The organism is Labrenzia sp. VG12 (genome assembly GCF_002237595.1).
Taxonomy (GTDB): Bacteria; Pseudomonadota; Alphaproteobacteria; order Rhizobiales; family Stappiaceae; genus Roseibium.
The window spans coordinates 480,674-492,610 of sequence record NZ_CP022529.1; the positions used below are offsets into that span (position 1 = coordinate 480,674).

Here is an 11,937-nt window from a genome sequence, read left to right on the forward strand (position 1 = left end):
GAAGTCGGTCAGATTACTCCTTGAAACGACTCACTCTTTTATGAGGCGCCTCCGTGAGCGACGACATTCTTTTTGAAAAACGCGGCCATGCCGGTTTTGTCACCCTGAACCGGCCGAAGGCTCTCAACGCGTTGAGTTTCGACATGGTCCGGGCCTTGGCCCGGCAACTCACCGAATGGGAAAGCGATCCTCAGATTGCCCACATCGTCGTCACCGGCGCCGGTGACAAGGCCTTTTGCGCCGGCGGCGACATTCGCAGCATCTATGACGCGCGGCAGGCCGGCGAGACCGAAGGGCTCAGCGCCTTCTTCCGGGACGAGTATCTGCTGAATGCCCAGATCAAGGCCTATCCCAAACCCTATATCGCCCTGATCAACGGGATCGTCATGGGCGGCGGCGTGGGTGTTTCCGTTCATGGAACGCACAGGATTGGAACGGAAAAGACCATGTTCGCCATGCCGGAGACCGGTATCGGCTTTTTCCCGGATGTCGGCGGGACCTATTTTCTGCCGCGCATGCCGAAAAAGAGCGGCGTTTATTGCGCGCTCAGCGCGGGCCGTCTCAAACAGGGGGATGCGCTCGCCACGGGTGTGCTAACCCATGCGGTCTCCGCAGACAGCCTGGCCGATCTTGAAGCGAGCCTGGAGACCGCCACAGACATCGGCGCGGCGCTTGCACCTTTCCTGGTGACACCGGAAAGAGGACCGGTCTCGGAGCATCTGGAGGAGATCGGGAAGGCGTTCTCCGCCGAAAGCGTCGAAGAGGTCCTGAACCGCCTGGATGCCTCAGACACCGAATTTGCCCAAAAGGCGGCTGCCGCCATCCGGGGAAAATCTCCCACCAGCGTGCTGATCGCGTTTGAGCAGATGAAGCGTGGTGGCGATCTTTCCTTCAACGAATGCATGAAGCTGGAATACCGGATCGTCTCGCGTATTCTGCAAGGCACGGAGTTTTATGAAGGCATTCGCGCGGTGCTGGTCGACAAGGACCAGAACCCGAATTGGACACCTTCTCAGTTTGGCCAAGTGGACAGCGCCGATCTGGCGTCGTATTTCGAGGAACCTCAGGGCGGAGACCTGCCGCTCGCCTAAACTTCATCCGGACCCGGACCACACATGATCACCAGCTTTCAGGACCTTATCGAATCCCGCCCGCCGTGGAGCACCGTCCTGATCTGGTATCTGCGCCTGATCGCGATCATCCTGATCGGCGGTGGTGTCATCTATTGGGCGCGCATCGTCGGCATTGTCGAGTGGCGTGGTCTCTGGTTCTGGGACATGCCGATTTCCATGCAGGGCGCGATCGTCTTTTTTGCCGTGCTCGACCTGGTGGCGGCCACCGGTCTCTGGCTGACCGTGTCCTGGGGCACGGTTATGTGGATTTTTCGCTGCTTCTGCCAGATCGTCATGCACACGGCTTTTTCCGATCTGTACGGCCGGCGCCCCTATGAAATCAGCTTCTATCTTCTGACGATCGCGATCTACGGACTTCTTGTCTATCTGATGGACAGGGAAAACAAGGCCGAAGCCGGCTGAGCGGACTTGAATCACTTTCTGAGATTGCTGGGGTCACGGTTCAGGGCATCCGCATAACAGATTCAAAAAACAACGAAATTTACCGGGAGAAAATCATGTCGAACACAATCGGATTCATCGGTCTTGGTAATATGGGCGGTCCGATGGCGATCAACCTCGTCAAGGCGGGCCACAAGGTGCTGGGCTTTGATCTTTCCGAGACAGCGCTTGCAATGCATGCCGACGCCGGCGGCGAGAAAGCGGCCGGTGTCGCAGAGCTGGCAGCGGCTGCCGACGTCATCGTGACCATGCTGCCGGCCGGCAAACATGTCCGTCAGATCTACATGGGCGAGGGTGGCATTCTCGAGCATGCCAAGCCGGGTACGCTCCTCATCGATTCCTCCACGATCGATGTCGACAGCGCCCGGGCCGTGATCGAGGCAGCAACAGAAAAAGGCATGCCGATGGTCGATGCGCCGGTATCCGGCGGCGTGGCCGGCGCGGCCGGCGGCACCCTGACCTTCATGGTCGGCGGCGCCGATGAGGCCTTCGAAGCGGCTAAGCCCTATCTCGACATCATGGGCAAGACGATTGTGCATGCGGGGGGAGCAGGGACCGGCCAGGCGGCCAAGATCTGTAACAACATGCTGCTTGGCATTTCCATGATTGGAGTATCGGAGGCGTTCGTTCTTGCCGAGCGGCTCGGACTGGACAAGCAGAAGTTGTTCGACATTTCCTCCACGGCGTCCGGCCAGTGCTGGTCGCTGACCTCCTATTGCCCGGTGCCGGGTCCATTGCCGTCTTCCCCGGCCAATCGCGATTACCAGCCGGGGTTTGCCGCGGAAATGATGCTCAAGGATCTGAAGCTCGCCCAGGAAGCAGCCCAGTCTTCCGGGGCTGCAACGCCGATGGGCGCTGAAGCGGCAGCACTCTATACGCTCTTCTGCAACTCAGGTGGCGAAGGACAGGACTTTTCCGGCATCGTGAAATTCCTGCGCGGATCATCATGAATGAAAAGTGAATCGCACCGTTAAAACACAGGCCAAAAGTTAACGGATGATTCAGCGTGTCTCTTAAGCGGATTTTAGAATCGCTCGGTTAGATTGCGTAACAAGGCGGGAAAATATCCGTCGAACGACAGGTACTATAAGAGGCGCAATCACATGATCACCGCAAGTAGGGCAGTCGACGCTGTTGCACAGAGTGAAGGGGAAGAGCTGGAAATCAAGCCGCTCTATCTTGAGGCTCTGACGCTCGTTGAGCGGCTGCATCGGCGTCTTCTCGACGTCATCAAGGACGAATTCGACCGTATGGGCCGGTCCGATGTCAACAGCGTGCAGGCGCTGTTGCTGTTCAACATCGGCGATGCTGAACTGACGGCCGGCGAGCTTCGGACACGCGGCTACTATCTCGGGTCGAATGTCTCCTACAATCTGAAGAAGCTGGTCGAGACCGGCTATATTCACCACCAGCGTTCGCGCATGGACCGCCGGTCCGTCCGCGTGAGCCTGACCGACAAGGGCCAGGAAGTGGCGAAAATCGTCAACGACCTCTATGAGCGCCACATTCTGTCGGTTGAGCAGGTCGGGGAAATCGGCCCGAAGGACTTTGTTGCTCTCAACAAGTCCCTGCGCCGTCTGGAACGGTTCTGGACCGACCAGATCCTCTACCGCCTCTAAGAAATTCGCGGCACATTCAGATGACAAGGCACCGCCCCAGGGGCGGTGCCTTTCTTTTTTGCACTTCACGCAAATTTGCATGATGTGAATTTCATTCGCAGTCCAAACATGCCTATAAGGAAGAAGTTTCGCGTTTCCGGCGGAAACTGACATCTTGTGGTCACAAAGGAATGCCTCTTAGCGGAAGTCCCTGATGACAGGATGGTTAAGGAATCGAGCGATTTGTTAAGACCCGTTCGTTAGGACTGGGTGCTGGAACAGGCGAGGCCGATATTATCGACATCGGCCATGCCGCGCGTATCTGAACAGAACTTGCGTTATCGACGCTGCAACATGAGGTCTGCAATGAACCTTTTATCCGGACCGGACGGGTTAAAGCTTCAACGGAAATCGAAGACAAGGCGCGACTTTCTGCGTCTTTGCGCTATCGGATGCGGATTGCCGCTCCTGGCAGGTACTGCAGCCCAGGCCCAGAACCAGCAGGTCGAGTGGGTCGACAATTTCGACATTGCCACGGACAACATCACGGAAGTGAAGTCGTCGGCTCCGACACTGTCGCCCGAGACCGCCGATTACATCGCAGCGGCGATGAACCGGTATCAGCTGATCGTTCAGCAGGGTGGCTGGGGCACCGTGTCACAAGGCGGCAAGGCCCTGCGGATCGGCATGAAGGATCCGCGGGTTGTCGAATTGCGCCACCGCCTGATCATGTCCGGAGATCTGGAGCAGCAGGCCGGCCTGTCCGACACGTTCGATTCCTATGTTGATGCTGCGCTGCGCCGCTTCCAGTTGCGTCACGGTCTGATCCCGGACGGGGTGATGGGCGAAGGCACCGTTGCTGCGCTCAACATTCCGGCACATGTCCGCCTGCGCCAGCTGGAAACCAACATGATCCGCCTCAGGTCCATGTCCGGTTTCAAGGGCGATCGCTACGTGATGGTCAACATTCCGGCTGCCGAGATCGAAGCGGTCGAGAACGGTTACGTCCGCTCCCGCCACACGGCCGTTGTCGGCAAGATCGACCGTCAGACACCGATCCTGAACAGCAAGATCTACGAACTGAATTTCAACCCCTACTGGACGGTTCCGAAATCCATCATCCGCAAGGATCTGATCCCGAAGATGAAGGAAGATCCGGAATACCTGGCGAAGAACAACATCCGTATCTTCGACTGGAGCAACAACGAGCTCAACTGGCAGCAGATCGACTGGAACACGGACGAGGCGACACAGTATCGTTTCACCCAGGATCCGGGCGCGGAAAACTCCCTCGGATCGGTGCGCATCAACTTTCACAACAAGCACCAGGTCTATCTGCACGACACGCCGTCCAAGACCCTGTTCGGCGAAGCCAACCGGTTCCATTCTTCGGGGTGTGTGCGCGTGCAGAATGTGCGCGAACTGGTGACCTGGTTGCTGCAGTCCACGACCCCCGACTGGAACCGGAGCCGCGTGGACGGCGTAATCCGGACAGGCGACCGGGAAGACGTCAAGCTGAAAAGGTCGATCCCGCTCTATCTGACTTATGTGACGGCCTGGGCAAATGCCGATGGCGTGGTGCATTTCCGCGATGATATCTACAACCGTGACGATCTTTACGGCACGGGCGAACAGGCACGGCTCTGATCGTTTGCACGGTTGATTAACGGCATCCAGCGTTTGGGAGACGCCAGTCTTGATCAGACTGGCGTTTCATGCGTTTTAGAACAACGTCCACACTCGGGAGCAGTGCATGAGTCGCGATCCGCGACCCGGGGAAATCTATATCGAGTTTCGTCAGGTCGGGCAGCAGGTACAGGTCATAGCCATCGACGCCGCAACAGGTGTCGAGGTTTCGGCTTTTGGTCCAGTATCGACAAGACAGCAGGACTTGCAAAATCTGGCTGTACGCAAGCTGAAACGCCGGATCGAGCAAATGAAAGCTATGCAGGGCGGCTCGAAGGATCCAACGCTCTATTAGGTCAGGCTTTGGCAGGGACCAGTATTCCGAGAGCGATACTAGCCCTGGGCACGTGCTGCAGCCGCGGGTCTTTCCTTTGTGCTGCTGCGCCGGAACGTCGTCGAAACAACACGATTGCGGCCATCTGATTTGGCCTGATAGAGCGCCCGGTCCGCGTGATGAAACAGCGTGTCGATCGGGTCGCGGCGACTGTTGTCCGCAGGGTTCGGTCCTTCCAGCGTACACAGGCCGAAGCTGGCCGTGATCGAGAAGGAACAGCGCCCGTCCGAGATGGTGCACTTTGCAATCTCCTGCCGCAGTCTTTCAGACAGATTGACCGCTTGCTCGCTGGTCGTTCGCGGCATCATGATGGCAAATTCCTCGCCACCCCACCGGGCAATGACATCGCTCTGGCGCAAGTTGTCCTTCAGGATGTTGCACAGGGTTGTCAGTGCCTGGTCACCTGCTGCGTGTCCGTAGGTATCGTTGACATTCTTGAACTTGTCGACATCCAGCAAGGCCATGGTGAGCGGATCTTCGGTCCGGCTGCGCGATTTGAGTTCGTGATTGCAAAGCTCCAGGAAATGTCCGCGCAGATAGGTTTCCGTCAGCGTGTCGGTGATCGCAAGAATGCGAAACTGCTCGACCAGTTCGGCGCGCGCCTTGACTTCCCCCTCAAGACGTTCCTTGACCGCCATCAGTTCCTCCTGATTTCGGTCGCTGAGGCGCACCATGCGCTTCTGTTCGCGCACGGCCCTCTTGTAGGCCATGGTCAGGGAACGGATCAGCCGGGTGGTCTCATCCAGTCCGCCAAGAATTGTTTCGGCATATTGGAGGACGCGGTCTTCGTCCTCAAACAGTGTGAACTCACCGTCTTTTTTGTTCGACTGGGTCATGCCACTTCGGTGTCCGGTTTCAGATAAAACGAGGCGTGCCGAAAGTCTTCCGCAAAATCCTCGCCCATTTCGGCCATCAGGTCGTCATCGGGGTCATAGAACCAGTTCACGGTGACGGACCGGCCGCCTTCAGCATTTTCCTCAAGCATCTGAAACAGGTTCATGATTGCCTTGGCGCTCGAGGAATTGAAATAGATAAAGCGCATGTCCACGGTCAGGGGGGCGTCGATTGTGGTTGCAAGGTAGCTTGCGACATTCTGCAGGATCGGGCCGTAGAAGGCGCTGGCGTCTTCCGGGTAGCTCTCGCCGGTCAGCGCAAGATGTCCCGTGTCCGGATCCAGTTCGACCCGTGGTGAGCGGGGCGTTTCGTCGATGTAAAGCGGGTTGGGTGTCATGGCCGTTGTCTCCGCTTTCAAATATAGGCTTTGAGGACAAAGAAACTGCGGTTCTCGTCCAGCTCCAGGAAATCATATTCAAGGGGCTGTGTAACGCGCCGGGCAATTTCCAGAAGGCCGATTGTGGCGCCTTCACTGTGAGGATCGGGATCTTCCCGGAGTTTGGTGCGATAGTGTTTGCGCAAGGCCTCTCCATCCATTCCTGAAATCGATTCCAGCCGTGTCTTGAGCCCGTCGGCCTCTTCATTCGTGACCGCGTTGCCGCAGATGACGAAGAAGCGGTTGTCGTCCTGCCCCAGGACGATGACACCGGCGGAAAGCCGGGCGGTCTTGGGTTCGGTCAACCATTCCTGTTCGCCCGAATACCGAATGACGTTCTGAACCTGCTCGACGAAGACAGAGAAGACCCGGCGGACCACCTTGCCCTCGGTCTTCTTCAGTTCAAGCTGCTGCTTGACCGCCGTTCCGAGCGCATAAAGGAGGTCTTCCGAAACGAAGCCGGTATAGGCAAACAGCGCATCGCGCTTCTGCAGCTCGGATCGAAAGGCGTAGATGTCTTCTCCCAGCATTCCGTCCTCCTATTCGGCCGCGTTGCGCACGGCCATTTCGCCGGCGACGGGGGTGAAAGCGAGAATCGTGTAATCGTCCCGAACCGGTTCAAGTCCGCGGAAATCCGTCAGCCTGTCCTGCAGGTGGTTCAACTGTGCTTCGAGATTCTCATCGCCAACCGTCGCCAGAACTTCATAGAGCCGCTTGCGGCCGAAGGTGCGTTTCGGACTGCCTCCGACATGATCGGTGATGCCGTCGGTGGCCAGATAGAAACTGTCGCCAGGTTCCACGTTCAGCGAATGGACCTCAATGCGGGTCGGGCCGGGCAGGCTGCGATAGGCCAGGGCGGCCTTGTCGCCGGCAATCTTGTTGAACCCGTCTGCGGAGCTGATGATCAGGGGGATGCCGGCACCCGCGTAGCGCAGGACCCGGTTCTCGTGATTGTAGAGCGCAAGAGCGGCGACAAATCCGTCATCGGATGACGTATCCTCGTAGCCGTCGGAGGGTTTGTCCTGACCGAGCCTGCGCCGCACGGTCCGGTCGAGCGTCAAGAGGGTGTATTCCGGGTCCTTGAAGGAATTGTCCTCCAACAGCTTTTCAAAAACCGACGCGACAACCATGGTGAGGAGGGCGCCCGGGACGCCGTGTCCGGTGCAGTCGGCCACGAAGAAGACGGACGTGTTGCCTTTTCGGCAGGCCCAGACATAGTCGCCGCTGACCACCTGCATCGGCTGCCAGATAAGTGCGATATCCGCCATGTTGTCGCGCAGGTCTGCCAGGTCGGGAAGAATGCCTTTCTGGATGTTTCTTGCGTAATACATGCTCTGGAAGAGCTGCTCGTTGACCTCCTGCATGGCCTGCTTCTGGGCGTGATAGCGGGCAATGGAATGATCATATTCGTTGGCCCTGGCCTTCATGGAACTCGACAGACGCGCGAACACAAGAACAGCCACAATGATGATCAAGACGATCATCACCGCCCAGGCGGCTATGCCAAACCGTTCCATCCACAGCAACGATTTCGCCGAATTCTGCTGAAAAGTCCGCGCTGCTGCATCAAATTTCGCAGGCAAATCCCGAAAGGCCAATTGTGCGAACCGGAAACGTTCCTGCTCGGTAAGTTTCTGCGCCGACCCGACCCGCCGGGCCAGATGCAGGAATTCGCTGAGCACCAGTTGATGGGAGGTTTCGCCCTCAAACAGCACAGCTGCAATATCAGAACTGATCTGGTCGACGGGCGGGTAATCGGCCTTTCCCAGGCGACAGGACAGGCCATCGGATACGATCTGCTGCATCCTCTTGCGGTCTCCCGACAGGAGGGCGGCCTGAGCGCGTTCCATGTGATCGGCGCAACTGATGACAAGAATACGAGACCCGTAGGTGCTGGCCCTTGCGAATTCCTCATTGTCCAGCGCCGCAAGCGCAATGCGCTGTGACAGGAGTTGCAGGAGGTTGGCAATCTTCGCTTCATCCACCTGGATCCGGTGTTGATCCAGCAGATAGCGACCGCCAAATAGTAGAGAAGTAAAAACCAGGGCAACCAGAGAAAATCCGACACAATAGGAGATTGTTTGCAGATTGAGATGGATCCGCAAACTGGTCATCAACCTTTTCGTGAGGCCCCTGAACATACAAGCGTGCTTCTTGGTACTTGTTTGAATGGCAAATGATAGTCCGTCAAATGAAAATAAAGAATAAATACAATTGTCGATTTACGCATGTTGAATAATTCGCAAAAATTACACTGTAAATAATTTGGTTAAATACTTTGAGTTTTCGGTTGGAAAGTAACCTGGGAGCACACGCGGCGCTGTTTTTGCTCCGCAAAAGAAACTGATTTGATTTTGCGGAACATTGGTGTCGTTTTCCAATCTGACCGCGTCGGTATGGCCCTTGGTTTGACCCAAGGGACGTGTTAATTGCTCGCCTCACATTGGCTCGACGGCAAACAAAGTCCCTGGACGAAGCCGCCGCTGCCGACCAAATCCTGGAACACATGATAAGGATGGTGCGATGTCTTTGATGGAAAGCTCCGGTCAGTCCCTGCAATCCGGTTTCTTCACCCGCGGTCTTGCCGACGCGGATCCGGACATTTTCGGCACCATTGAGAAGGAGCTCGGTCGCCAGCAGCACGAGATCGAACTGATCGCGTCGGAAAACATCGTTTCTCGCGCCGTTCTCGAAGCGCAGGGCTCGATCTTCACGAACAAATACGCCGAAGGTTATCCGGGCAAGCGTTACTATGGCGGCTGTGAATTCGCAGATGTCGCCGAAACCCTTGCCATCGAACGCGCCAAGGAACTGTTCGGCGCCGGCTTTGCCAACGTGCAGCCGAATTCCGGCAGCCAGATGAACCAGGCCGTGTTCCTGGCCCTGCTGCAGCCGGGCGACACCTTCATGGGTCTGGATCTGAATTCCGGTGGCCACCTGACCCACGGATCTCCGGTCAACATGTCCGGCAAGTGGTTCAACGTTGTCTCCTACGGTGTGCGCCAGGACGATCACCTGCTCGACATGGACGAAGTCGAGCGCCTCGCCAATGAGCACAAGCCGAAGCTGATCCTGGCCGGCGGCACGGCCTATTCCCGCGTCTGGGACTGGAAGCGTTTCCGTGAGATCGCCGACAGCATCGGCGCCTATCTGATGGTCGATATGGCTCACATCGCCGGCCTTGTCGCCGGTGGCGTACACCCGTCCCCGGTGCCGCATGCCCATGTCTGCACCACCACCACACACAAATCCCTGCGTGGCCCGCGCGGCGGCATGATCCTGACCAACGACGAAGCGATCGCCAAGAAGATCAATTCGGCCGTTTTCCCGGGTCTCCAGGGCGGTCCGCTGATGCATGTGATCGCTGCCAAGGCCGTCGCCTTCAAGGAAGCCCTTCAGCCGGAATTCAAGGCCTATGCACGTGCGGTCACCGACAACGCCAAGGCGCTGGCCGAATCCCTGAAGGAACAGGGGCTCGACATCGTCTCCGGCGGCACCGACAACCATCTGATGCTGGTTGACCTGCGTCCGAAAAACGCCACCGGCAAGGTTGCCGAGAAGGCGCTCGGCCGCGCCAACATCACCTGCAACAAGAACGGCATCCCGTTCGATCCGGAAAAGCCCTTCGTGACCTCCGGCATTCGTCTGGGCACGCCGGCCGCCACCACCCGCGGCTTTGGTGTCGCGGAATTCCGCGAAGTCGGTCTCCTGATCACGGAAGTGTTGGATGGTTTGAAGGCCGCAAACAGTGAAGAGGGCAACGCAGCGGTTGAAGCCGCGGTCAAAGCCAAGGTAGAAGCACTGACGGCCCGCTTCCCGATCTACGGGGGCTGACAGCGGGCTCTGTCAGGAGCTTTGAAACATGAGATGTCCGTTTTGCGGGGGTGAGGAGACCCAGGTCAAGGATTCCCGCCCGACCGAGGACAACACCGCCATTCGCCGCCGCAGGATATGCAACACCTGCGGCGGCCGCTTCACCACTTTCGAACGGGTTCAGCTGCGCGAGCTGATGGTGCTGAAACGCTCCGGCCGCAGGGTGCCCTTCGATCGCGAGAAGCTGGCCCGGTCCGTGCAGATTGCCGTGCGCAAACGCCCGGTCGACCCGGATCGCATCGAACGCATGATCAGCGGCATCGTGCGGCAGCTGGAGAGTTCCGGCGAAAGCGAAATCACGGCAGAAACGATCGGCAACCACGTCATGGAAGGCCTGAAGGGCATCGATGACGTCGCCTATGTGCGCTTTGCGTCCGTCTATCGGAACTTCCGCGAGGCCAAGGATTTCGAAGCCCTTCTGGACGAGCTCAGCGACTCGGATGTCGAGACGCTCAAGGACAGCTGATTTCGCGCTTCATGAGTTCATTTTCTGAAATCGATATGCGGTTTATGGCGGCCGCCGAACGCCTGGCGCGTCGCGGGCTTGGGCGTGTCTGGCCCAACCCGTCCGTTGCGGCGCTGATTGTCCGCTTCGAGAATAGCGGCCCAACGGTGGTGGGACGTGGCGTCACGTCGCGTCCGGGGATGGCCCATGCGGAGGTCAACGCTCTTGCTCAGGCCGGCGATAGGGCGCGGGGAGCCACCTGCTACGTCACGCTCGAACCTTGTTCCCACTATGGACGTACGCCACCCTGTTCCAGCGCCCTGATTGAAGCGGGGGTGAAGAGGGTCGTTGTTGGCATGGCCGACCCAAATCCCCGGGTCTCGGGTCGCGGGATCAACATGTTGCGCGAGGCGGGTGTTGAAGTCGCGGTCGGGCTCCGAGAAAAGGCCATGAAAGCGCTCTACAAGGGCTTCACGCTGCGCCAGATGAAGAACCGGCCACAGGTCTTCTTCAAGCTTGCCGTTTCAAGGGATGGATTTATCGGCCGGTCCGGCGAAGGCCAGGTCAAGATTTCCGGCCCCCTGTCGATGCGCAAGGTCCACGGGTTTCGAGCCATGTGCGACGCCATTCTGGTCGGGTCCGGAACGGCGCTTGCCGATGATCCCCTGTTGACCTGCCGTCTGCCGGGCCTTGCCGAGCGGTCTCCGGTGCGGGTCATCATCGATCGCCGTGCGCGCCTGCCGCTGGAATCTCAGCTGGTGCGCACCTGTGTCGACGTGCCGGTCTGGCTGGTATGCGGAAACGATGCCGATCAGGACAAGATCGACCTGTTGGCTGCGGCCGGCGTGAACATCATCAGGGTGCCGGCCGAGACAACCGGTATCAAGCCATCCGTGATCCTGAGCGCGCTGGCAACGCGCGGCATCACGCGTGTGATGGTGGAAGGAGGCGCCCGGCTGGCCACCTCGTTCTTGAACGCGGACCTGGTCGACGACCTCTGTGTGGTCACCGGCAATCTGGAGATCGGCGAGGGGGGCATACCTGCCCTGAACGGTCTCGACCTTGCGGATGTGCTGAAAGACCCCAAATTCGAACGGATCGGATCCGGCAGATTCGATCAGGACAGATATATCTACCTCAGACGGCGGGAAGCCTGA

13 protein-coding genes are annotated in these 11,937 nt (G+C 58.3%); 9 read left to right on the plus strand and 4 right to left on the minus strand.

The annotated features are described in order from the left end of the window. The first annotated feature begins 53 nt into the window (after window positions 1-53). The 6 genes from CHH27_RS02205 to CHH27_RS02230 all read left to right on the plus strand — a co-directional run bounded on the left by CHH27_RS02205 (window position 54) and on the right by CHH27_RS02230 (window position 5,153). Entirely contained in the window at window positions 54-1,091 is a 1,038-nt protein-coding gene (locus CHH27_RS02205) for an enoyl-CoA hydratase/isomerase family protein (RefSeq protein ID WP_094070126.1), read from the plus strand. Between the two features lie 24 nt (window positions 1,092-1,115). Beyond that, a complete protein-coding gene (locus CHH27_RS02210; RefSeq protein WP_094070127.1) occupies window positions 1,116-1,535 on the plus strand; it encodes a DUF6163 family protein in 420 nt (139 codons plus the stop codon). Between the two features lie 95 nt (window positions 1,536-1,630). Next, complete coding sequence (mmsB, locus tag CHH27_RS02215) at window positions 1,631-2,524, plus strand: 3-hydroxyisobutyrate dehydrogenase (RefSeq protein WP_094070128.1); 894 nt, start codon at window positions 1,631-1,633, stop codon at window positions 2,522-2,524. 153 nt (window positions 2,525-2,677) lie between these two features. Then, the gene (ldtR, locus tag CHH27_RS02220; RefSeq protein ID WP_094074466.1) at window positions 2,678-3,193 is read left to right on the plus strand and encodes a transcriptional regulator LdtR; all 516 of its coding nucleotides are present in this window, start codon (window positions 2,678-2,680) and stop codon (window positions 3,191-3,193) included. Between the two features lie 345 nt (window positions 3,194-3,538). Beyond that, window positions 3,539-4,819 (plus strand): murein L,D-transpeptidase, encoded by a 1,281-nt coding sequence (locus tag CHH27_RS02225; protein WP_208988443.1) that lies wholly within the window; start codon window positions 3,539-3,541, stop codon window positions 4,817-4,819. Between the two features lie 106 nt (window positions 4,820-4,925). Continuing rightward, the gene (locus tag CHH27_RS02230) at window positions 4,926-5,153 is read left to right on the plus strand and encodes a serine hydroxymethyltransferase (protein WP_094070129.1); all 228 of its coding nucleotides are present in this window, start codon (window positions 4,926-4,928) and stop codon (window positions 5,151-5,153) included. Window positions 5,154-5,191: 38 nt separating this feature from the next. Here the strand turns inward: CHH27_RS02230 and CHH27_RS02235 are convergent, their stop codons facing one another. From CHH27_RS02235 to CHH27_RS02250, 4 genes are read right to left on the minus strand one after another with little or no spacing between them, the layout of a single operon-like run. Then, window positions 5,192-6,028, minus strand: coding sequence for a GGDEF domain-containing protein (locus tag CHH27_RS02235; protein ID WP_094070130.1), 837 nt, complete (start codon window positions 6,026-6,028; stop codon window positions 5,192-5,194). Next, the gene (locus tag CHH27_RS02240; protein WP_094074467.1) at window positions 6,025-6,423 is read right to left on the minus strand and encodes a DUF1987 domain-containing protein; all 399 of its coding nucleotides are present in this window, start codon (window positions 6,421-6,423) and stop codon (window positions 6,025-6,027) included. Before CHH27_RS02240 ends, CHH27_RS02235 begins: the two co-directional genes overlap by 4 nt. Before the next feature lie 17 nt (window positions 6,424-6,440). Next, window positions 6,441-6,992: a SiaB family protein kinase gene (locus CHH27_RS02245; protein WP_094070131.1), complete on the minus strand. Its 552-nt coding sequence runs from the start codon at window positions 6,990-6,992 to the stop codon at window positions 6,441-6,443. 9 nt (window positions 6,993-7,001) lie between these two features. Continuing rightward, window positions 7,002-8,576 (minus strand): PP2C family protein-serine/threonine phosphatase, encoded by a 1,575-nt coding sequence (locus tag CHH27_RS02250; protein ID WP_157738649.1) that lies wholly within the window; start codon window positions 8,574-8,576, stop codon window positions 7,002-7,004. A gap of 409 nt (window positions 8,577-8,985) precedes the next feature. On the opposite strand from CHH27_RS02250, the gene glyA reads away from it, so the two are divergent. Genes glyA through ribD form a run of 3 tightly spaced genes read left to right on the plus strand, consistent with a single transcriptional unit; the run spans window position 8,986 to window position 11,937 of the window. Further along, window positions 8,986-10,296, plus strand: coding sequence for a serine hydroxymethyltransferase (gene glyA / locus CHH27_RS02255; protein WP_094070133.1), 1,311 nt, complete (start codon window positions 8,986-8,988; stop codon window positions 10,294-10,296). A 28-nt stretch (window positions 10,297-10,324) separates the two neighbouring features. Then, window positions 10,325-10,801, plus strand: a complete 477-nt coding sequence (gene nrdR, locus CHH27_RS02260) for a transcriptional regulator NrdR (RefSeq protein WP_094070134.1) — start codon at window positions 10,325-10,327, stop codon at window positions 10,799-10,801. Window positions 10,802-10,812: 11 nt separating this feature from the next. After that, window positions 10,813-11,937 carry a bifunctional diaminohydroxyphosphoribosylaminopyrimidine deaminase/5-amino-6-(5-phosphoribosylamino)uracil reductase RibD gene (gene ribD / locus CHH27_RS02265; protein WP_094070135.1) on the plus strand — a complete coding sequence of 375 codons (1,125 nt, stop codon included), beginning with the start codon at window positions 10,813-10,815 and terminating at the stop codon, window positions 11,935-11,937.